Origin of the sequence: Rathayibacter oskolensis (genome assembly GCF_900177245.1) — a bacterium.
In the GTDB taxonomy this organism is placed as follows: domain Bacteria; phylum Actinomycetota; class Actinomycetes; order Actinomycetales; family Microbacteriaceae; genus Rathayibacter; species Rathayibacter oskolensis.
The window spans coordinates 79917-99562 of sequence record NZ_FXBM01000003.1; the positions used below are offsets into that span (position 1 = coordinate 79917).

Consider the following 19646-nt stretch of genomic DNA (forward strand, 5'->3'; position numbering starts at 1 on the left):
ACGAACGGCCCGTGCCACCGCGACTGACGGGCCTTCTGCGACCTCTCGGCGCGCGCAGCCGGCTGTGGAGGACGGGGTCGGGCTGTGGAGAGGGGTTCGGAGGGGCGGGGATGCGGCACCGTGTCGGCATGACACGACGGATCCCGCTCCCGGGGGGCCTCGCAGCCCACGCCTTCACGGTGGCCGAGGCGCGGGACTCGGGTCTCGCGCGCAATCGACTCCGTCGCAGCGATCTCAGCGCGCCCTTCCACGGCGTGCGAGCGGAGGCGGGGCCGCTCGACCTCCGAGCCCGCGCAGAGGCGCTCCTCACCGTCCTCGGCCCGGGTAGCGTGCTCAGCCACCTGACCGCAGCGCGCCTGTGGCCGCTCGATCTGCCGCACGCACTCCCGGAGGAGGACCTGCAGTGAGCGTGCGCGCGCCGTCTCGCGCACCCCGCCGCCCCGGAGTCGCGGGCCACACCATCTCCGACCCCGACGTCCGACGCGTCGTCCGCGCCGGACTGCCGCTCACTGATCCGGCGTCGCTGTTCTGCCATCTCGGCGTGCTGCTCGGGCTGGACGACCTCGTCGCCGTCGGCGATGCGCTCGTGCGCAGCCCGTGGCGCATCGACGCCGGGGATCCGCGGCCGGTGGGTGCCGCTGGCCGACCTGCACGAGCGCGTCGATCGGTTCCAGGGACGCGGACGGGCGCGGCTCCGCGAGGCACTCGCCCTCGTCCGCGACGGCGCCGATTCGCCGCCCGAGACGCACTTCAGGCTCGCGTCGGTCCGTGCAGGACTGCCGGAACCGCAGCTCCAGGTGCCGCTGTTCGACTCAGCGGGCCGACTCCTCGGCGGACCCGACGGCTGGTATCCGGGCGAGCGGGTCGCGTGGGAGTACGAGGGCGACGGTCACCGCACCAGCAACCGCCGGTTCGCCCGCGACCTCGGCCGATACGACGACTTCGCTGCGATCGGAGTGCGCGTCGTGCGCGTGGTCGTCGGCGAGTTCCTCCCGCATCCGGAGCGCTCGGTCGAACGCGTCCGCCGCGCCCTCGCCGATCGATCCGTCGGAGACGGCCCGTGACCGCCCGTCGGACGGGCCGTCCGCGCCCGATGGACCGGGCGCGCGGCGCGAGTCAGCGGCCCTCGCGGCGGAACCGGGCCTGGCGGCTCGCGGAGTGCACACCGAGACCGGTGATGCCGGCGGTGAAGCCGAGCAGCACACCGTAGGCGGCGAGGACGTCGCCCGCGCCGATGCGCACGGCGGAGACGAGGAGCACGACGGAGGCCACGACGATGACGACGACACCCGCGATCTCGCCCGCACTCGATCGGGCGGTCACGTCCCTCAGCCACTCCACCATGCCTCCAGGATCGGCCCCGGGCCACGAGCGCGCAACGGGTGCGGGATGAACGTTCGCACCCGCCCCGGCGGCAGGCGCCGCCGCGCTCGGTCTGCGAGGCTGCACGGATGACAGCCGACGCGCGCTCGACGCCTCCTCCGCTCGCCGATCCTCGACGGATCGGCGCGGTGATCGGTCTCGTGGGAGCCTGCGTCTTCGTCTTCTCGTACACGCCGGGCTCCGCCGAGCCGGTCTCTCTCGCGGCGCGCCTGCTCACGGTGGCCGCGGTGGCGGCGGCCCTCTGGCTCCTCTTCGTGCGGCCGCGGCCGCTCGGCCCCTTCGTGCCGCCGAGCCGGATACGGATCGCCGTCTACGCGGTCTGCGTCGTGGTCGAGTTCGCGGTGATCGCCCTGGGCAGCCGGCTGCTGGAGGCGGCAGGAGCGGCCGAGCTGCGGCCGGCGCTGATCGCCGCGGTCGTGGGGCTGCACTTCCTGCCGTTCGCGTGGGCGTTCTCGGAGCGCATGTTCGTCGTCCTCGGCGGGGCCCTCGTGGTGATCGGCGGCGCGGGGCTGGTGGTCGGCACCGGCGACGGCGCCGCCACCGCGGCGGTGAGCTCGGGCGTGGTGATGGCGCTGATCCTCCTGGCCTACGCGGCCGGCGCCTTCGCCCCGCGACGCGGATTGCGGCAAGCGCCTCCGACCGCGGGGTGACGGCCCGGTGAACATCCGTCCGGGCCCCTCCGACCGCGGCTGACCGCGAACCTAGGGTGGAGGCGTCGGAGCAGCAGAGGAGCGCACGTGAACCAGTCGACGGCGTCCCTCGAGCGGCCGAGCCGCCTCCCGGCCGTGATCGCGGCCCTCGCGGTGGCCGTGCTGCTGTGGCCGCTCACCTCGGCCACATCTCCCGGAGGCTCCCCGTTCTTCCCGCGCCAGCTCGCGAGCTACTCGTGGTGGACCCCGATGCTCGGCGCGCAGCAGATCGATGCCGCGGCGATGACCTACCAGAACGGGATCGGTGTCGAGTTCCTCGACATCCCGCAGGCAGTGGTCCTCGGAGCGGACGGAGCCACCTACCGCCGGCTCGGAGCCGCGGAGGAGCGGTCGGTCGCGGCCGACCAGGGCGACCCTGCCGACAGCGTCCTCTCGGCCGACGGCACCTTCGTCGTGATCAGCGCCCCCGGGCAGGAGGCGAGCGTCGAGCTGCTCGATCTGCGCACACTCTCGGGGCGCACCGTCCCCGTCGGCGACGCGGCGAGCGCCGTCGCCCTCAGCATCGACTCCGCGGGAGAGACGGTGCTGCTGCTCACGAGCGACGGCGACATGAGCCGGTACACCGATCAGGAGTTCCAGCTGAACGGCACCCTCGCCACGCTCGACCTCACGACCGGTGAGACCCGCCGCCACCCGCTCGACTCCGACGCCCACTCCGGAGCGATCTCGCCCGACGGCGCCCGCATCGCGGCCCAGAGCGACGACGCCCTTCTGATCCTCGACTCGGGCGACGGCGCGGTCCTCCACGAGCTCGATCCGCTGCGGGGCGACCTGAACGGAGACGCCTGGTCCCCCGACGGGCAGCGCTTCGCGGTCGCCGCTGATTCGGCGCTGACGGTCGTGGATCTGGCGGGCGGGCGCGTCTCGGAGCGGTCGCTGCCGCTCCCCGCCGACCGGTGGACCAGCCTGCTCGGCTGGCGCGACGACCGCACCGCACTGCTGCACCTCGGGAGCGCCGACGACAGCAACGACTCCGGATTCGCGTGGATGGACGTCGAGTCGGGCGACCTGGAGGCGTTCTCGACGTACCGCGAGGATCCGCTGACCGGGGCGGCGCTCGGCGGTGCCGACGTGGCACGCGACCTCGTGGCCGAGTGGGCCGTCGTCGACTCGCCGTCCGCGCCGCCGGTCTCGGTGCCGCACGTGCTGCTGTTCTCGGTGCTGATCGGCCTCGTCGTGTGGACGGTCTCGGCGGCCCGCGCGCGGCCCCTTCGCCTCCGCTGACCGCAGCGCTCCCTCCCGGAGCCGCTCACTCGATCCGTCGCGGAAGGCTGCCTCGCCTCGACAGGGAGCGACCGTTCGTGACCGATCGACCCGGTCGAGCGACGCCGACGAGGAGGTGCGGGCCGCGCTACTGCAGGGCGAAGCCGAGCAGCGGCGGGAGGAGGAGCCCCGTCAGCCCGACGACGACGCCGGCTCCGCCGACTCCGAGGGCGATCCCGGCGAGAACCGCGCGACCCTGCCGCCGGGCCACGCCGACGATCCCGAGGACCGCGGTCGCCGCAGCGAGGATCAGCTGCCCGACTCCGAGAGCGGTGAACAGCAGGCCGACGTCGCTCACGCCGAGACCCGCCTGGAAGGCCAGCACCGGGACGGCGGTCGACAGGCCGATCTGCACGATCTGGGTGAGCGTCAGGACGATCGCGAGGACGAAGCCGAGGAGGCCGGGCACGTCGCGTCGACGGGGCGGGGAGTCGGAGCTGGTCACGACGTGATCCTAGATCGAGCAGCCCGCGCAGCGGGCGCACCGGGATCCGAGGACGCAGGACTCGACGGCGAGGCGGGTCCGCCGCGCGAGGCGGGTGGGCCGCTACGCGCGGCCGTCGAGGTCCTTCACGACGCGGCCCGACTGCAGCACCAGCCGCACCGCGTCGGGGTCGGCGAGCGCGCCGATGTCGGTCAGAGGGTCCACCGCGGTGACGACGAGGTCGGCGAGCTTGCCCGCCTCCACCGAGCCGAGCCGGGAGTCGAGACCGAGCAGGCGCGCCCCGCCGAGCGTGCCCGCGGAGAGCGCCTCGAGCGGCGTGAGCCCGACCGCCACGAGCTGCTGCAGCTCGGCGAGGTTGTGTCCGTGCGGGTGCACGCCCGCGTCCGTCCCGAGCACCACGGGCACCCCGGCCGCGACCGCGCGCCGCACCGAGTCGAGACCGCGCTCGCGCAGGATCGCCCGCTGCCGGAGGCGCTCGGGAGTGGTCGTCACCGGGTCGAACTCGCGCACGAGGATGCTGAGCGTCGGCACGAGCACCGTTCCGCGCTCGATCATCAGCCCGATCGTCTCGTCGCTGAGGTCGTAGCCGTGCTCGATGCTCGCCGCACCTCCGAGGACGGCGGCGCGGGCAGCGGCGTCGGACAGCGCGTGCGCCGTGATCGGGCGACCGCCCCGCTCGGCGACCAGCCTGCCGATGAGCCGCACCTGCTCCTCGGTGATCCCCACGTCGTGCGCGTCGTCGTTCGGCGAGCCGAGGCCGCCCGAGGTCGCGACCTTGATGACGTCGGCGCCCGTGCGCACGAGCGTGCGCACCATCCGCACCACGTCCTCGTCGGTGTCGACGACTCCGGCGGGAGGCATGCCCGGCCGGACCGCCCACGCCGGGAGGGTGCCGTTGCGGTGCAGGGGGTCGGCGTGCCCGCCGGTCGGCGAGAGCATCGCGATCGCGAGGTGCAGGCGCGGCCCGTCGACGGCTCCGCGCTCGATCGCCTCGCGGTACCCCGGCGAGAGCCCGTCGAGGTCGCGCGCCGTCGTGACTCCGGCGTCGAGGGTGCGGCGGAGGAGGCCCGCGATCTCGAGGACGTCCTCCTCCATGAAACGCTCGCGGGCCGCCTCCGGGGCCACCGGCACCATCGCGAGGTGCACGTGCACGTCGACGAACCCGGGGAGGAGGACCGCGCCGCCCAGGTCGAAAGCGGGACCGGCGGCGTCGCCCCGGCGCGGACCGGCGTAGACGATCACGCCGTCGCTGATCTCGACCTCGGCGTCGGGCACCGGATCGGCTCCCGTGCCGTCGATGAGGGTCGCCCCGACGAGTCGGAGGACCCCGTCGGCGCGGGGGGTGAGCGGCAGGCGTGCGGTCATGGCGGTCCTTCGGAGGAGGAGGTGGAGCGATCAGCCGGCGAGGCTGAATCCCGGCGATCCCGGGTCGGCGTCGAGGAGCCGCTTCGTGTACCAGTGCTGCGGATCGGCGTAGATCCGCGCGACCGGTCCGGACTCGACGACCCGGCCCTGGTAGAGCACGACGACCTCGTCGCTGACGCGCTGCACGACGGCGAGGTTGTGCGAGATGAACATCATCGTCAGCCCGAGCGACTCCTTGATGCCGGCCAGCAGATCGAGGATCTGGCCCTGCACCGAGACGTCCAGCGCCGAGGTGATCTCGTCGGCGATGACGAACGTCGGGTCGATGATCAGCCCGCGGGCGATCGCGACGCGCTGGCGCTGGCCCCCCGAGAACTCGTGCGGGAACCGGTGGCGCATGTCGGCGGTGAGCCCGACGCGCTCGAGCCAGTCGACGATCAGCGGCTCGTGGGTCGCGACGCGCGAGCGGACCGGGTCGATCGCCTCCGCCAGCGTCTGCGCGATGGTGCGCCGCGGCGACAGCGACGAGTACGGGTCCTGCGGGATCATCTGCGTGCGGCGGCGGTAGGCGCGCATCGCCGAGCGGTCGGCCGCGACGACGTCGACCCCGTCGACGCTCGCGGTGCCCGATTCGGCGCGCACCGAGCCGACGAGGACCTTCGCGAGCGTCGACTTGCCCGATCCCGACTCCCCCACGACGCCCACCGTGCGGCCGCGCTCGACCCGCACGTCGACGCCGTGCAGCACTTGCACGTGCCCGAACGAGACGTCGAGGCCGCGGACGTCGATCATCGCGTCGCTCACGAGGGCGCTCCCGGGACGGTCACGACCGGCGTCGCGGCGAGCAGCTGCCTGGTGTACGGATGCGTCACGGTCTCCTCCGAGAGGTGCTCGATGTCGTCGATCCGCTCGACCACGCGGCCGTCCTTCATCACCAGCACGCGGTCGCAGAGCGCCCGGACCACGCCGAGGTCGTGCGAGATGAAGAGCACCGCGGTGCCCGAGTCCTCGTTCATCCGCTTGAGGACGCTCAGCACCTCGCGCTGCACGGTCACGTCGAGTGCGGTGGTCGGCTCGTCGGCGATCAGCAGATCCGGCTTCGTGCTCATGGCGGAGGCGATCATCGCGCGCTGCTTCATGCCTCCGGAGAGCTGGTGCGGGTACTGCCGCAGGCGCCCCTCCGGGTCGGTGAGCATCACCGAGCGGAAGCCGCGCAGCAGGAGGTCGAGCGCTCCCCGGCGGGAGTAGCGGAGGCGGATCCGCAGCACGTCGGACAGCTGCGTCCCGAGCACCATCGCGGGATTCAGGGCCGTGCCCGGGTCCTGGTAGATCAGGCCGATCTTCGCCGCGAGCACGCGGTCCGGCACCGGGCCGAGCAGGTCGGTGCCGCCGAGCTCGAGGCGGCGCGCCGAGGCCTCGAGGCCCTCGCCGAGCAGCTTCGCGACGACGGAGGCGGTGAGCGACTTGCCCGAGCCCGACTCGCCGACGATCCCGAGCACCTCGCCGCGGCGGATGGTGAAGGAGAGGTCCTGCACGAGGGGGCGGCCGGTCGCGCCGTGCAGCACCGTGATGCCGTCGGCCACGAGCACCGCGTCGCTCGGCACCGCGAGCGTCGACTCGCCGGAGGAGCGGACCAGGCGCGCCCGGGTGCTGTTCGAGCGGGGGTTGGCCGCCGCGGCGAGCCCGTCGCCGACGAGCAGAGCGGCGAAGGAGGCGACGGTCAGCGCGAGCGCCGGACCGAGGATCACGACGGGGTTCACCGAGATGCGGCTGAGCCCGTCGTTGAGCAGGGTGCCCCAGTCGAAGGCGGGCGTCTGCGCGCCGAGGCCGATGAACGACAGCCCCGAGATCTCGACGAGGGCCCCCGAGAAGGCGCTGGCGATGAGGATGAGGGTCGGCTCGGCCATGTTCGGCAGCACGTGCCGCAGCGCGATCCGGTGGGTCGGCACGCCCATCAGGCGGGCGGTGGTGACGTACTCGGAGGAGGCGATCTTCGCCGCGAGGTTCGCCGTCAGCCGCGCGAACCCGGCGATGTTGGCGACCGCGATGGCGACGACCACCTGCACCACGCCCTGGCCGAGGATCGCGGCGACGATGATCGCGACGAGCATCGTCGGGTAGCTCACGGCGAGCTCGATGCCGCGCAGGCCCAGCTCGCGGAGGCGGCGCGGGGCGAGCCAGACGCCGATCCCGAGGGCGATGCCCACGACGGCCGAGAGGGCCGTGGCGGCGAGCGCCATCAGCACGGTCGATCGCGTGGCGACGAGGGTGCGGGCGAGCATGTCGCGCCCGAGCGTGTCGGTGCCGAGCGGGTGCTCGGCCGACGACGACTGGCTGGGCGAGCCGCCGAGCCCGGTGGCCTGGTTCTCGAGGGCGAACGGCGCGATGACCGCGACGAGCGCGATGATCCCGAGCAGCGCGAGTCCGATCACGAGCCCCGCGTTCCAGTGGAACGAGCGGGGCCGCGACGGCGTCTCGGCCAGGGCCACGGCGGGGAGGGTCTCAGCCATGCTGCTCTCCGAGGGTGCGCGGGTCGATGAGACCCAGGATGACGTCGATGACGAGGGTGATCACGAGCGAGATGAGCCCGATCACGAAGACGGCCGCTCGGATCACCGGGTAGTCCTTGTCGATCGCGATGGCCTGGACGATCACTCCGCCCAGCCCCGGCCAGGCGAAGACCGCCTCGGTGATGAGCGCCGAGCCCAGCAGCGCGGTGAGGATGATCCCCGAGAGCGTCAGCGCGGTCGTGAGCAGGTTGGGCAGCATGTGCTTGGCGTAGAGGGTGAGGGCCGGCAGCCGCCAGCCGCGGGCCGTGCGCATGTAGTCCTGCTCGAGGATCACCGCCGTCTCGCGGCGCACGATCCGCGCGACCGAGCAGGTGCCTCCGACGGTGAGCGAGGCGATCGGGAGGATCGCGGCCGTGCCGAAGTCGTAGGCCGGCGAGTAGGCGGGCGGCAGCACCTTCAGCATCACGGCGAAGACGACGACGAAGCCGGTCGCCAGCACGTAGGTGGGGATCGACGAGACGAGTCCGGTGACCGTGCTGAAGACCGCGTCGAGCCAGCGGCGGCGGTCGCCGCGGGTCGCGACTCCGACCGCCATGCCCAGCGCGATGCCGAGGATCAGCAGCAGGAGCACCGCGGCGATCGTGATCGCGAGCGTGTAGGGCACCGCGGTCATCACGAGCTCCATCGCGGGGATCCTGTAGCGGAAGGAGGCGCCGAAGTCGCCCTGGACGACTCCGAGCAGGTAGGTGCCCAGCTGCACGATCAGCGGCTGGTCGAGGCCGAGCTGGGTGCGGACCAGCTCGACCTGCGCGAGACCGGCCGACTCCCCCGCGATGGCGACCGCCGGGTCGCCCGGGATGAGCTGCACGATCAGGAACGTGACCAGCACGAGCAGCGCGAGGTTGACTATCAGGCCGAGGGAGCGGCGCAGGAGGAACCTCCGCCACGCCCCGGCCAGGGAGCCGGCTCGGACGACGCCCTGGCCGGTCGACGAGGAGGGTTCGGCGGTCGTGGTGCTCATCGCGGTGTCTCCTTCGTCGCCCGGCCGGGGCGGTTCGTCACGGTGTCAGTGCCCGGCGGGCGCCGACGCGGTCCCTCAGGAGAGGATCCGCATGGCCGAGATGTCCCAGTAGCCCGAGAACACCGAGGTGGCGAAGCCGGAGCGGGCCACGTAGCGGTGCGTGTCGGTGATGAGCGGGGTCATGTCGACCCGCTCGAGGATCGTCTCCTGGGCGGCGAGCAGGTTCTCGCACTGCGTCTCGGTGTCGGAGGCGGCCATCGCGGCGTCGTAGAACGCCACGCCCTCGGGGTTGTCGCTCGAGGAGACGTTGGTGCCGCCCTCGGCGTAGGTGGGGCCGAGGTAGCGGGCGATCGTCGCGTGGATGAGGCCGGGGCCCGCGTTCTCGGCGGCGACGGCCACGTCCCACGTGCCGGGCTCGGTGCGCATCTGCTTGGTCCAGTCGGCGGGGTCGGGAGCCGAGACCGTCACGGTGGCTCCGGCGGCGCGGAGCGACTCGGCCAGGTAGTCGGCGGCCGGGTCCCAGTTCGACATGATCAGCAGGCGGATGGTCTGACCGGTGAGCACCTCGGAGGCGGCGGCGGGGTCGTACTCCTGCACCAGCGACGGGTCGTCGAGCGCGCACTGGTAGCTGGCGGCGTTGACGGTGTACTGCGCGACTCCGAGGCCGTCGAGGCCGGCGTCGTTGAAGCCCTGGGTGTCGATGGCCTGGGCGACGGCGGCGCGCAGCTCCTGGTCGCCCTCGAAGATCGATCCGGAGCCGGGCGCCTCGTTGAACACGAGGTTGTAGGCCGAGCTGGCGAAGGTGACGGTGGAGTAGGCGGGGTCGTCCTCGAAGCGCAGGGCGTTGGAGTCGTAGAAGCGGGCGAGGTCGACTCCGCCCGACTCGAGCAGGTTGGCGCTCGTGTTCGAGTCGGCCTGCACGGTGAGGTTGATCGTCTTCGCGGGCACGCCCTCGACGCTCTCCCAGGCGGGCCAGGCGTCGTAGTCGTCGCGCAGCGTGTAGGCGGCGCTCACTCCGGCGGACAGATCCGAGAGCATGTAGGGCCCCGACCAGGCTCCGTCGACGGTGCCGGCGGCGAGACCCTCGGGGTCGGCGAGACCTGCGGGGCAGATGACGCCGGTGCCTGGGCGGGTGACGCCTCCGAGCAGCTGCGAGTAGGGCTCGCTCAGCGCGATGGTGAGCGTGCCGGCGGCGTCGTCGGGGGTGAAGGTCGCGTCGCCCGAGCCGAAGGCCTGGTTCTTCCAGGTCTGCGCGCCCGCGTCGTCGAGGCCGGTGAGGTACGAGAAGGAGTCGGCGACGACGGTCGGCGTGATCGCGGTGCCGTCGGCGCAGGTGGCGTCGTCGCGGATCGTGAAGGTGTACTCGGAGGCCGAGACGGCGTTCCAGTCGGTCGCGAGGCCGCCGATGTAGCCCTCGGTCTCGCCCTGGCGCAGCAGTGTGTCGAAGCCGAGGCGGGCGACGGTGACGTCGGCGTCGGCGGAGGACTTCGCCGGGTCGAAGGTCGTCGGTGCGTACCAGAGCTCCGCGTTGATGGTGTCGGTGGACTCCGCGGCTCCGGTGTCCTCCGGGGTGCTCGCGGTGCCGCAGGCGCTGAGCGCGAGGGTGGCGACCGCCGCCAGCGCGACGCCGGCGAGCATTCTCTTCCTGACCATGGTGCTGTCCTCCAGGGATAAAGGTGGTGCGTCGGGGCGGGTCGGGGGCCGCCTCGGGGGATGCGGCGGCCGGTCGTCGAGACATCGCGGGGATCGCGAGCACTCGCTTAACTTGGATCCAATCTAGACCGATGCGCATCCAATTGTGTTTCGTCTGGATTACATCTCGCGAGACCGCGTCCCGTCGTCAGCCGCGAACACGACCACGCCGCCCACCTCCGTGCGCAGGACCCGAGCCGCGGCGAACTCCTCCGCCGTGCAGCGGAGCGGATCGACGTCGAGCAGGACGAGGTCGGCGAGGAACCCGGGGCGCAGCATCCCGCGACGGCCCTCGGCGAACGAGGCGCGGGCCGCCCCGCGCGTGTAGGCCTCGACGGCCTCGAGCACGGTGAGCGCCTGCTCCGGTCCGGTCGGCGCGGAGGCGCCGCGCATCCTCCTGCTCGCCGACATCGCCACGAGCGCTCGGGGATCGAAGGGGAAGTAGGGGGCGTCGGACCCCATCGCGATGACGGCGCCCGAGTCGAGCCAGGAGCGCATCGGGTTGACGTCGGCCGAGCGCTCGCCGAGCCGCTCCGCGAGCCCTGCCGCGTTGCTCCACGCGATCGACGGCTGGAGCGAGGCGAGCACGCCCAGGCGCGCGGCCCGCTCCCGGCTCTCGGCCGAGGGCTCGAGGTAGGCGTGGATGAGCTGGCAGCGCAACGGCTCGATGACGGCCGCCGGGCCCGCCGCCTCGAGCGCGTCGAGGACCTCGGCCACCGCGCGACTGCCGACGGCGTGCACGCCGAGCCCCCAGCCCCTGGCGACGCAGCCGGCGGCGAGCCGCGCGAACTCCTCCGTCGCGATCCGCTGGACGCCGTGGTCGCCTCCGGGCCACGGCTCCTCGAGGAGCGCCTGCCCCTTCATCCCCTCGCCGTCGTAGTACACCTTGACCGGCCCGAGACGGAGGCGGTCGTCACCGCTTCCCGTCGCGCCCGGGATGCCGTCGAGCAGCGCGAGCGCCTCGTCGACTCCGGGAACGGCGGGCGTGCCGAGCTCGGGCCAGGGCATCGCCACGACCCGGAGGGTCAGCTCGCCGCGGCCGTGCGCGGCGCGGTAGGCGGCCAGCTCGTCGAGCGTCACGGCGGGGTCGACGACGCCGGTGAAGCCCATCGCGTGCAGGAGCGGCTGCACCCTGAGGAGCGCGGCGCGGCGATCCGGAGGGGTCGGCGGAGTGCCGCCGAGCCAGTCGGGAGCATCGGGGTCGGCATCGGCGTCGGCGAGCATGGCGGCCGAGAAGGCGGCGGCGCCGGCGCCGGGCTCGAGCAGCTGCAGGGCCTTGAGCCCCGCGCGCTGCGCGTGCGAGTGGGCGTCGATGAAGCCGGGGAGGAGGACGCCCTCGAACGGCTCCTCCCTCGCGTCGGGCGCCGCGTGGCGCACCTCGTCGAGCGTCCCGACGGCCGCGATCCGCTCGCCGACGACCAGCAGCGCCTCGGCCTCGGGGCGCTCGGGGTCGAGGGTCCTGACCCTGCCGACGAGGAGGCGCCCCTCAGGCATCGACGGTCTCGCGCCGCTCGAGCCAGTCGTGCACCTCGGCCGCCGTGACGAGGGCGTCGCGCTGCAGGTACTCGATCGCCTCGAGCGCAGCCGAGTGCGCGCGCTCGCTCGAGCCCGCGACGCAGTCGCTGAGCACCCGGACGGCGTAGTCGTGCTGGTGCGCATCGGCCGCCGTGTAGTGAATGCACACGTCGGTCAGTCCACCGACGAGCAGCAGCGTGCCCGCGCGGTAGGCCTTCAGCAAGATCTCGAGCTCGGTGCCGAAGAAGGCCGAGTAGCGGCGTTTGCGGATCACGAACTCCTCGGGCCGCGGCACGATCCACGAGGCGAGCTCTGTGCCCGGATCGCCCTCGAGGCAGTGAACGCCCTCTGCGCCGTCGAGCTCGCGGCCGATGTCGACCAGGTCGCGCTTGTGCACCTCCTGGATGAAGACGACGGGCACGCCGACCGCGCGGCAGTGCGAGATGAGGTCGCGGACCCGCGGCGCTCGCTCCTCCCGCCCGCTCATCACGGGGATCCCGGGAGTCGGCAGACCCGACTCGGCTCCCCCCTGGATGTCGACGACGACGAGGACGGGGTTGCCGGAGACGGCGAGCATGCGGGTGGATCCTTCCGGGTGGTGCGAGTCGGGCGAGGTGCGGCCGCGACCGGGCGGGGAGCGTGCACCCGCCCGTCCAGTGTGGGAGGGCGAGGGTCGCGCCCGGGGTCGGGCCTGTTTCGCCGAGGTAAAACCTCGGGATGCTCGGGATGTGGAGGAGCCGCGCCCTCGCGAGTCCGCAAGAGTTGTCGTAGTCGCGGCTCCAGTACGACAACTCTTGGAGCCTCGACGGGCGGGGCGGGCCGGGCCGGCGGTCAGACCGGGCGGGCGGCCCGGCGACGGCGGAACGGCAGCAGGTCGGCGACCCGCACCGGCGCGAACGCGGCGTCGACGGCGACCCAGACGGTCGCCTCCGGGGCGTGGTCGCCGAGCAGCTCGGCGCACACCCCGCACGGCTCGATGAGGTGCCGGCTGCCGCCCGGGCGTTCGAGCACCCCGACGACCGAGACCACCGGCGACCCGGCGACGACCGCCGCACTGAGCGCGGCCGACTCGGCGCAGACCGACGCCCGCCCCGCGCTCGCCTCGACGTGCAGGCCGGTCACGACCCGCCCGTCCGCGAGCCGCAGCGCCGCCGCCACCTCGTGGACGCGCTCGCGGTAGCGCTCGTCGAGGATCCCGGTCGCGATCGCCAGCAGCTCCCGATCGCCCGCCGACATCCCCTCGGGCGCCCCCGCGAGCACCGGCCGGTCGGAGGTCACGACCAGCCCAGGATCCGCGCCATGTTGCCGCCCTCGACGAGTGCCCGGTCGGCCTCGTCGGGGATCGCCTTGCCGATCTTCATCCGCTCGAGATCGAAGTCGCTGCCGGGCCACTCGGAGCCCAGGAGGATCTTCTCGGCACCCAGCCGCGCGTAGGCGCGCTTCACGTCGCTCATCAGCGTCGCCGAGGTCTCGAGGTAGATGTGCGGGTTCCGCTCGGCGACGATGATCGCCTCGGGGACGTTCCAGACCGCGCCCATGTGGGCGATGATCGTCGGCACTCCCGGGAAGCCCTTCGCGATCTCCTCGATGGCGAACGGCGCGCAGAACGCGTCGTCGAGCGCGTTGATGAGCACGGGCAGCCCGAGCTCCTCGCACACCGCGAAGAGCGGGTCGAGCAGTCCGTGATCGGCCACGTGGTAGCCGTGCAGGCTCGGGTGCAGCTTGAGGCCGACCAGTCCGCCGTCGGCGAAGCGGCGGATCTCGTCGGTCGCGTTCTCCCACTGCGGCATCACCTGGCCGAAGCCGAAGAGCCGGTCGGGGTGCGCCGCGACGAGCTCCATCAGGAAGTCGTTCTCGATGCCCTGCGCGAGCGAGCAGACCATCGCGCGGTCGACGCCGGCCGCGTCCATCCGGTCGAGGATCCGCTTCGGGTCGAAGGGCGTGTAGGCGGGCGGCTGCTCGCCGGGGCGGACCCCGCTGAGGTAGTCGCTGCGACCGCGACGGTCCTGAGTGGTGTTGTACGCGTCGATGATCATGCGGCGTCTCCTTCGTTCTTCTGGTTCGGGTGCGGGAGTGTCGGGGCCGGGGCGAGCGGCGGAGTCGGGTCAGCCGACGGCGGCCATCGCGCCCATCGCGACGAGCCCCGCGAGCGAGGCGAGCCTCCTGGTGGTGTCGATGCCGGCCGAGCGGCCGCGCAGCGTGGTGCCGACGGCGCAGGCGGCGTAGGCGGCGACCGCGGCCGTGAGCGGCACCGCGAGCCCTGCTCCGTGCGCGTGGAGCGTCGCTCCGCTCGCCTGCGGGGCGTCGGCGACGAGTACGAGCACGGAGGCGAGGAGCATCCCGACCCCGTGCAGCGCGTCGGCGCCGTGACGGCGCGGCCCGCGCCGGACCCTGTCGAGCAGCGCGGCCGTGAGCGCGCACCCCGCGAGCAGGAGGGACCACACAGGAGCCGGGACCAGGTGCAGTCCCGCGAGGTGCACGTCGAGCATGGCCGCGAGCATCGCCGCCTCGGCGACGAGCCAGCCGCGCCCCACGCGTCGCCATCCCGCGAGCCCGAGAGCGAGCGAGGCGGTGGCCCCGAGCACCATCACGACCAGCAGCGCAGTCACGAGGCCTCCGGTGCGGCAGGGGTCGGACGACCAGGGTGGACAGGATTGGATCCAATACTAGGTGGCACGGATCCACGAATCAACTGGCGGAGGCGGCGTCGCCTCCGCGCCCCTGCGAGGATGCTCGCGTGAGTGAGAGCCGCGCGCCGCGCCGACCAGACGTCACGACGGTCGAACTGGTGGGCGGCGCCGAGGCGCTCGAGCTCGCACTGCACGACCACGATCCCCGCTGGGCCGGGGTCTACCTCGACCATCGGAGGCGGATCCTCCGCGCTCTCGAGGGAGCGGACGTCGACGTCGAGCACATCGGCTCGACGTCGGTCCCCGGGCTGGCGGCGAAGCCGATCATCGACATCGTGGTCGCGGTGGCCGACATCACGGCCGAGGAGGACTACCTCGGAGCGCTCCTCGCGGCCGGGTACGAGCTGAGAGTCCGCGAGCCGGGGCACCGCCTGGTCAGGACGCCCGCGCGCGACGTCCACGTGCACGTGTACGAGCGGGGCGCTCCGGCGGTCGACGCCTACCTCCTGCTCCGCGACCGCCTCCGCTCCGACGCCGCCGACCGCGCCCTCTACGAGAGCACCAAGGCGTCGCTCCTGCGCCGACGGTGGAGCGACATGAACGACTACGCCGACGCGAAGACCGAGGTCGTCCTCGCGATCCTCGAGCGGGCGCGGGCGGCCCGGGGGTCGTGACGCCGGCGGCCCGTAGGCTCGGACCATGACCGCCGACGCCGCCCAGGCCAGCTCCCGCGCGGCGCGGTCCCCCCGAGCGGCGCTGTCGGCTCCGCTGCGCCGCCGCCGCGCCGCCGTCTACGTCTTCATGCTCACGATCGGCGTCGGCCTCTCGTCGTTCATCGTGCGCACCCCCGCGGTCCGCGATCTCGTCGAGGCCAGCACCGCCGAGATGGGTCTCATCCTCTTCGGCATCTCCGTCGGCTCGATGACGGGCATCCTCTGCTCGGCCGCCCTGGTGCGCCGGTTCGGGGCGCGACGGCCGATCGTCATCGGAGGCGCCTCCTTCGTCGCCGGCCTGGCCCTCCTGGCCGGCATGGCGGGCCTGGGCCAGGGCTTCGGAGTCTTCGTCGGACTCGTCGGCATCGGCCTGGGCTTCGGTCTGGCCGAGATCGCGATCAACATCGAGGGCGCCGCGATCGAGCAGGCCTCTGGGCGCTCGATCCTGCCGGTGCTGCACGGCTGCTACAGCCTCGGCTCGGTGATCGGCGCGCTCGCCGGCATCGGCCTCACCGCGATCGCGTTCCCGGTGTGGGTGCACCTGCTGGTGGTCTCGGGGCTCGCGCTCACCGCGATGCTCTGGGCGGTCCCGAAGGTCCCGGCGACGACAGGCCGCGAGGAGGCGGGCGGCGCGGGCTCCCCCGGGCTCCGCGCGCAGCTCGCCGTCTGGAAGCAGCGGCGGATCGTGTTCCTCGGCCTCATCGTGCTCGCGCTCGCTCTCGCCGAGGGCTCGGCGGGCGACTGGCTGCCGCTCATCATGGTCGACGGCCACGGCGCCAGCGCGACGGTCGGCTCACTGGTCTTCGCCGGCTTCGCCCTGGCGATGACGATCGGGCGCTTCTCGGGCGAGCCGCTCCTCGCCCGCTTCGGCAAGCCCGCCGTGCTGTGCGTGAGCGCCCTGGTGTCGGCGGTGGGGATCGCCCTGGTCGTCTTCTCGGACAGCGTCGTCGTCGCAGGGCTCGCCGTGCTGCTCTGGGGTCTCGGCGCCGCGCTCGGATTCCCCGTCACCCTCTCGGCCGCCGGCGAGAGCGAGGACCCCACGACCTCGGTGGGCGCCGTCGCCGCCGCGGGCTACGTCGCGTTCCTGGTCGGGCCGCCGCTGCTCGGCTTCCTCGGCGAGCACTACGGCCTGCGCGGGGCGATGATCGTGGTCCTCGTGGTCGTCGCCGGGGCGTCCCTCCTGACCTCGGCCGCCCGCTCGCCCCGCGCCGCCACCTGACCCCCTCCCCCCCCTCGTGGGATCGATCCGGCCGGGCTACGCCGAGCTGCGGCAGGGCAGGAAGGGATCCAACACCTGGCATGATTGGATCCCGGCCGGGCACGTCGGCCGCTCGATCAGGGGGGATCACGCCGTGACCATCCAGGGCGACAACGCACTCGTCGACGATCTGGCCGCGCGCATCCGCGCGAAGATCATGTCGGGCGAGATCCCCATCGGCGCGCCTCTGCGCCAGGCCGAGCTCGCCTCCCAGTTCGGCATCAGCCGCACCCCCGTGCGCGAGGCGCTGCGCCAGCTGCAGACCGGCGGCCTCATCGAGGTCGTCCCCAACCGCGGCGCCGTCGTGCGGGTGCCCGTGCCCTGGGAGGTGCGCGAGGCCTACGAGGTGCGCGCCGAGCTCGAGGCGCTGGCCGCGAGGCGGGCCGTCGACCGGCTCGACGACGCGACGATCGCCGAGCTCCGCGAGGTCAACACCGCGATGTACGAGCGCTCGCTCGCCGTCGCGGCGGGCACCGCCAGCGAGCGCGACGGCAGCGCCAACGACCAGTTCCACGGACTGATCTACCAGGCGTCGGCCAACACGCGCCTGGGCCGCATGCTCGGCGAGATCAACGACGCCTTCCCGCGCAACGTCTCGGGCCTCGTGCTGCGCGAGAACTCGCGCCACCGCGAGGAGAACTTCCGCGAGCACGAGCAGATCGTCGAGGCCTTCGTCGCGGGCGATCACGACCGGGCCGCCGACATCATGCGCGAGCACGTCCTCCGCGCGGGCGAGCACCTCGCGCACTGGTACGAGCGGCGCTCCTCGACGGTCTTCACGGGCTGACCCGACGCCGCACCCGACCTTCGCATCCCACGACGGCCGGCGCCGCCTCCTCTAGCCGGGACGGGGCCCGGGCATAACCCCCTCGTGTCGCCGAAGAGCACAGCGGAAGGTGGAGGCATGAAAACACTCCGGTACCTCGGCGGCAGCCTCGTGATCGGGGACGCCGTCGCTCACTCGGTCCTCGCCTACGCCCGTGACCTCGCCCGGGTGCGATCCTCGGACACCGTGGTGATCCACGGTCTGACCGCGGACGGTGCGGACGACGAGGCCGAGATGCTGATCGGGCCGGCCAGCCAGCTGGTCACCGAGAGCGCGGAGGGTCCGGAGTCGCTCCCCGGCGACGACGCGGTCGTTGCCGAACTGGAGGCGCGACGCGGCAGGCTCGTGTCCCACCCGATCCGGATGGAGGACCAGCAGGTCGCCCAGGAGCGCGAGTGGTACGAGGAGTGGCCGACGGACGCGTCGTCGCGACCCGACTGAGGCGCTCCTGCTAGGCGGGTCGCCTGCTCGTCGCCCGGGGGATCATCGTCGGCGGCAGGACGACGTGGTCGTCGCGACCGCCGTCGACACCGGCGACGTCCGTACAGATCTCTTGAAGAAGAGTACAATTCAGCCATGTCGACCGTCACCGTGTCCGAGGCCCGCGCCAACTTCGCCGAGCTGCTCGAGCAGTCCCACTCCGAAGCGGTGTTCGTCGAGCGTCACGGCAAGGCGGAGGCGGTCGTCGTCAGCCCTGAGCAGTACGAGCGGATGAGGGACGCCCTCGAGGAGGCGGAGGACCTGCTCGCCTTCGACGCCGCTGTCGCCGAGGAGGGCGAGAACATCCCCTGGGCACAGGCGAAGGCCGACCTCGGCTGGCAGTGAGCCGCTACAGGATCGAGCTCCGTCCCGCGGCAGTGAAGGCACTGCGGCAGATCGACGCCCGCGACCGCACGCGCGTGCAGGGCGCGATCGCCCTCCTCGGGGAGGAGCCACGACCGCCCGGCGCGAAGGCGCTCCGAGGTCGGGCCGGATTCCGCGTCCGCGTGGGCGACTACCGGATTCTCTACACGGTCGATGACGGCGTTCTCGTGATCGTCGTCGTGACTCTCGGGCATCGCCGTGACGTCTACGAGCACTGATCCGCCCTCCACGTCATCCGGCGCTCGATCCCGAGCCGGCAAGACCGCACGAGCGTCCGCTCGCACGCCACCACCCGGGGCCGGATCTCGACCGACACCCACCGAGGCCGGCGACGCGTCAGAGGCGTCCCGCGCCGGTCGCGATCAGCACGGTGCCGACGGCGAGGAGCGCGACGACGAGCACGGCCGCGCCGGCCCAGAGCAGGGCGATCGCCCGCCCGGGCTTCTGCACATCGCGCCCAAGGACCGAGAGGAAGAAGCCGCCGGGGATGAGGAGTGCGCTGGCGAGCACCCCGACGGCGGTCCACTGCAGAGCGGGCGCCGCCGCTGCGGCGTCGAGCAGGAGCAGGCAGAGGATCACGAGGACACCGGCGTGAGCGTGGCCGGCCCGGAAGAACGCCTTCTGCAGCGGGCTGAAGGCCGAGCCGCGCGTCGCGACCCGGAGGAGGAAGGTCCCTCCGGACAGGATGCCGATGACGGTGAGGACCGTCGCGCCGGCGACGATCGTGAGAACGGGGTCCATGGCGACTCCTGGCTTGGTGGATAGTGTCGGTTCCCAGTATTGGGTAGCGATAGTATCCAATGCAAGACCAGGAGGGGACGCCGTGAAGATCTCCGAGCTCTCGGCCGCGAGCGGCGTGCCGATCGCGACGCTCAAGTTCTACCTCCGCGAGGGGATGCTCGAGCGCGGAGTCGTCACCTCGCCCACGCGCGCCGAGTACGGCCAGGAGCACCTCGACCGGGTGCGGCTGATCCAGGCCCTCACCGCGGTGCGCGAGCTGCCGATCGCGAGGGTGCGCGAGATCCTCGCGATCGTCGACGGGCCGCTCGAGGATCCGGTCGTGGCTCTCGGGCAGGCGGTCGCCGCGCTGCCTCCCTACCTCGCGGACGCCTCAGCGCACGATCGCGCACGGGCTGCCGCCGACCTGCTCGGGTTCGTCTTCGACCCGGAGTACCCCGCGACCGCCCAGCTCGAGTGGGCGCTCGAGGGGCTGGAGCGGGCAGGACTCGAGTGGAACGAGGGCATCGCCCGCCGGTACTGGGAGGCGCTCCTCCCGCTCGCCGAGGCCGAGGTCGCGCCGATCGGCGACATGACGGGGCAGGAGGCCGTCACCTACGCGGTGCTCGGCACCGCTCTCTACGAGCCGGTGATCCTCGCGCTGCGGCGCCTCGCGCACCGCCGGGTCGCGCAGACCGACGCGGACTGACCGGCCACCGTGATGCGTCCGCGAG

At 73.0% G+C, this 19646-nt stretch carries 24 protein-coding genes; 11 read left to right on the forward strand and 13 right to left on the reverse strand.

All coding sequences use genetic code 11. The annotated features are described in order from the left end of the window. The first annotated feature begins 128 nt into the window (after positions 1–128). Entirely contained in the window at positions 129–407 is a 279-nt protein-coding gene (locus tag B9Y99_RS15435) for a hypothetical protein (RefSeq protein ID WP_129588075.1), read from the forward strand. Positions 408–632: 225 nt separating this feature from the next. After that, positions 633–1064, forward strand: a complete 432-nt coding sequence (locus tag B9Y99_RS15440) for a hypothetical protein (protein ID WP_085477530.1) — start codon at positions 633–635, stop codon at positions 1062–1064. A 52-nt stretch (positions 1065–1116) separates the two neighbouring features. On the opposite strand, the gene B9Y99_RS15445 is transcribed toward B9Y99_RS15440, so the two are convergent. Beyond that, a complete protein-coding gene (locus B9Y99_RS15445; protein ID WP_085477531.1) occupies positions 1117–1344 on the reverse strand; it encodes a hypothetical protein in 228 nt (75 codons plus the stop codon). Between the two features lie 107 nt (positions 1345–1451). Between B9Y99_RS15445 and B9Y99_RS15450 the strand changes: the two genes are divergently transcribed. Continuing rightward, positions 1452–2033 (forward strand): DUF7010 family protein, encoded by a 582-nt coding sequence (locus B9Y99_RS15450; RefSeq protein ID WP_085477532.1) that lies wholly within the window; start codon positions 1452–1454, stop codon positions 2031–2033. A gap of 87 nt (positions 2034–2120) precedes the next feature. Then, on the forward strand, positions 2121–3317 hold the full coding sequence (locus B9Y99_RS15455) for a PQQ-binding-like beta-propeller repeat protein (RefSeq protein WP_085477533.1): 1197 nt from the start codon (positions 2121–2123) through the stop codon (positions 3315–3317). A gap of 127 nt (positions 3318–3444) precedes the next feature. Here B9Y99_RS15455 and B9Y99_RS15460 read toward each other — a convergent pair whose 3' ends face one another. From B9Y99_RS15460 to B9Y99_RS15510, 11 genes are all read right to left on the reverse strand, one after another. Continuing rightward, on the reverse strand, positions 3445–3801 hold the full coding sequence (locus tag B9Y99_RS15460) for a hypothetical protein (RefSeq protein WP_085477534.1): 357 nt from the start codon (positions 3799–3801) through the stop codon (positions 3445–3447). Between the two features lie 102 nt (positions 3802–3903). After that, entirely contained in the window at positions 3904–5166 is a 1263-nt protein-coding gene (locus B9Y99_RS15465) for a metal-dependent hydrolase family protein (protein WP_085477535.1), read from the reverse strand. A gap of 30 nt (positions 5167–5196) precedes the next feature. Further along, complete coding sequence (locus B9Y99_RS15470) at positions 5197–5970, reverse strand: ABC transporter ATP-binding protein (RefSeq protein ID WP_129588076.1); 774 nt, start codon at positions 5968–5970, stop codon at positions 5197–5199. Then, complete coding sequence (locus B9Y99_RS15475) at positions 5967–7676, reverse strand: dipeptide/oligopeptide/nickel ABC transporter permease/ATP-binding protein (protein ID WP_085477536.1); 1710 nt, start codon at positions 7674–7676, stop codon at positions 5967–5969. Before B9Y99_RS15475 ends, B9Y99_RS15470 begins: the two co-directional genes overlap by 4 nt. Then, entirely contained in the window at positions 7669–8697 is a 1029-nt protein-coding gene (locus tag B9Y99_RS15480; protein ID WP_085477537.1) for an ABC transporter permease, read from the reverse strand. Before B9Y99_RS15480 ends, B9Y99_RS15475 begins: the two co-directional genes overlap by 8 nt. A gap of 75 nt (positions 8698–8772) precedes the next feature. Further along, positions 8773–10350, reverse strand: coding sequence for an ABC transporter substrate-binding protein (locus tag B9Y99_RS15485; RefSeq protein ID WP_085477538.1), 1578 nt, complete (start codon positions 10348–10350; stop codon positions 8773–8775). Positions 10351–10509: 159 nt separating this feature from the next. Further along, entirely contained in the window at positions 10510–11883 is a 1374-nt protein-coding gene (locus B9Y99_RS15490) for an amidohydrolase (RefSeq protein WP_085477539.1), read from the reverse strand. Continuing rightward, positions 11876–12481, reverse strand: coding sequence for a cysteine hydrolase family protein (locus B9Y99_RS15495; protein ID WP_085477540.1), 606 nt, complete (start codon positions 12479–12481; stop codon positions 11876–11878). Before B9Y99_RS15495 ends, B9Y99_RS15490 begins: the two co-directional genes overlap by 8 nt. Positions 12482–12735: 254 nt before the next feature. Beyond that, on the reverse strand, positions 12736–13182 hold the full coding sequence (locus B9Y99_RS15500) for a cytidine/deoxycytidylate deaminase family protein (RefSeq protein ID WP_208856991.1): 447 nt from the start codon (positions 13180–13182) through the stop codon (positions 12736–12738). Next, positions 13179–13940, reverse strand: a complete 762-nt coding sequence (locus B9Y99_RS15505) for an amidohydrolase family protein (RefSeq protein WP_085477541.1) — start codon at positions 13938–13940, stop codon at positions 13179–13181. The genes B9Y99_RS15500 and B9Y99_RS15505 overlap by 4 nt, the downstream gene beginning before the upstream one ends. A 69-nt stretch (positions 13941–14009) precedes the next feature. Continuing rightward, the gene (locus B9Y99_RS15510) at positions 14010–14513 is read right to left on the reverse strand and encodes a hypothetical protein (protein WP_085477542.1); all 504 of its coding nucleotides are present in this window, start codon (positions 14511–14513) and stop codon (positions 14010–14012) included. Positions 14514–14641: 128 nt separating this feature from the next. Between B9Y99_RS15510 and B9Y99_RS15515 the strand changes: the two genes are divergently transcribed. From B9Y99_RS15515 to B9Y99_RS15540, 6 genes are all read left to right on the forward strand, one after another. Further along, a complete protein-coding gene (locus tag B9Y99_RS15515; protein ID WP_085477543.1) occupies positions 14642–15208 on the forward strand; it encodes a GrpB family protein in 567 nt (188 codons plus the stop codon). 25 nt (positions 15209–15233) lie between these two features. Beyond that, positions 15234–16466 carry an MFS transporter gene (locus B9Y99_RS15520; protein WP_208856992.1) on the forward strand — a complete coding sequence of 411 codons (1233 nt, stop codon included), beginning with the start codon at positions 15234–15236 and terminating at the stop codon, positions 16464–16466. A 133-nt stretch (positions 16467–16599) separates the two neighbouring features. Further along, a complete protein-coding gene (locus tag B9Y99_RS15525) occupies positions 16600–17292 on the forward strand; it encodes a GntR family transcriptional regulator (protein ID WP_085477854.1) in 693 nt (230 codons plus the stop codon). A 117-nt stretch (positions 17293–17409) separates the two neighbouring features. Further along, positions 17410–17772: a hypothetical protein gene (locus B9Y99_RS15530; protein ID WP_085477544.1), complete on the forward strand. Its 363-nt coding sequence runs from the start codon at positions 17410–17412 to the stop codon at positions 17770–17772. Between the two features lie 135 nt (positions 17773–17907). After that, a complete protein-coding gene (locus B9Y99_RS15535; protein ID WP_085477545.1) occupies positions 17908–18156 on the forward strand; it encodes a type II toxin-antitoxin system Phd/YefM family antitoxin in 249 nt (82 codons plus the stop codon). After that, positions 18153–18413 (forward strand): type II toxin-antitoxin system RelE family toxin, encoded by a 261-nt coding sequence (locus B9Y99_RS15540; RefSeq protein ID WP_085477546.1) that lies wholly within the window; start codon positions 18153–18155, stop codon positions 18411–18413. Before B9Y99_RS15535 ends, B9Y99_RS15540 begins: the two co-directional genes overlap by 4 nt. Positions 18414–18531: 118 nt before the next feature. On the opposite strand, the gene B9Y99_RS15545 is transcribed toward B9Y99_RS15540, so the two are convergent. Then, entirely contained in the window at positions 18532–18936 is a 405-nt protein-coding gene (locus B9Y99_RS15545) for a hypothetical protein (protein ID WP_085477547.1), read from the reverse strand. Between the two features lie 82 nt (positions 18937–19018). Between B9Y99_RS15545 and B9Y99_RS15550 the strand changes: the two genes are divergently transcribed. Then, entirely contained in the window at positions 19019–19621 is a 603-nt protein-coding gene (locus tag B9Y99_RS15550) for a MerR family transcriptional regulator (RefSeq protein WP_085477548.1), read from the forward strand. Positions 19622–19646: the final 25 nt, after the last annotated feature.

Bases quoted from the DNA above. Each gene is read 5' to 3' on its own strand.
- B9Y99_RS15435 (WP_129588075.1), top strand. From the start codon at position 129: ATGACACGACGGATCCCGCTCCCGGGGGGCCTCGCAGCCCACGCCTTC.
- B9Y99_RS15445 (WP_085477531.1), bottom strand. From the start codon at position 1,344: ATGGTGGAGTGGCTGAGGGACGTGACCGCCCGATCGAGTGCGGGCGAG.
- B9Y99_RS15450 (WP_085477532.1), top strand. From the start codon at position 1,452: ATGACAGCCGACGCGCGCTCGACGCCTCCTCCGCTCGCCGATCCTCGA.
- B9Y99_RS15465 (WP_085477535.1), bottom strand. From the start codon at position 5,166: ATGACCGCACGCCTGCCGCTCACCCCCCGCGCCGACGGGGTCCTCCGA.
- B9Y99_RS15475 (WP_085477536.1), bottom strand. From the start codon at position 7,676: ATGGCTGAGACCCTCCCCGCCGTGGCCCTGGCCGAGACGCCGTCGCGG.
- B9Y99_RS15480 (WP_085477537.1), bottom strand. From the start codon at position 8,697: ATGAGCACCACGACCGCCGAACCCTCCTCGTCGACCGGCCAGGGCGTC.
- B9Y99_RS15485 (WP_085477538.1), bottom strand. From the start codon at position 10,350: ATGGTCAGGAAGAGAATGCTCGCCGGCGTCGCGCTGGCGGCGGTCGCC.
- B9Y99_RS15490 (WP_085477539.1), bottom strand. From the start codon at position 11,883: ATGCCTGAGGGGCGCCTCCTCGTCGGCAGGGTCAGGACCCTCGACCCC.
- B9Y99_RS15495 (WP_085477540.1), bottom strand. From the start codon at position 12,481: ATGCTCGCCGTCTCCGGCAACCCCGTCCTCGTCGTCGTCGACATCCAG.
- B9Y99_RS15505 (WP_085477541.1), bottom strand. From the start codon at position 13,940: ATGATCATCGACGCGTACAACACCACTCAGGACCGTCGCGGTCGCAGC.
- B9Y99_RS15520 (WP_208856992.1), top strand. From the start codon at position 15,234: ATGACCGCCGACGCCGCCCAGGCCAGCTCCCGCGCGGCGCGGTCCCCC.
- B9Y99_RS15530 (WP_085477544.1), top strand. From the start codon at position 17,410: ATGAAAACACTCCGGTACCTCGGCGGCAGCCTCGTGATCGGGGACGCC.
- B9Y99_RS15535 (WP_085477545.1), top strand. From the start codon at position 17,908: ATGTCGACCGTCACCGTGTCCGAGGCCCGCGCCAACTTCGCCGAGCTG.
- B9Y99_RS15545 (WP_085477547.1), bottom strand. From the start codon at position 18,936: ATGGACCCCGTTCTCACGATCGTCGCCGGCGCGACGGTCCTCACCGTC.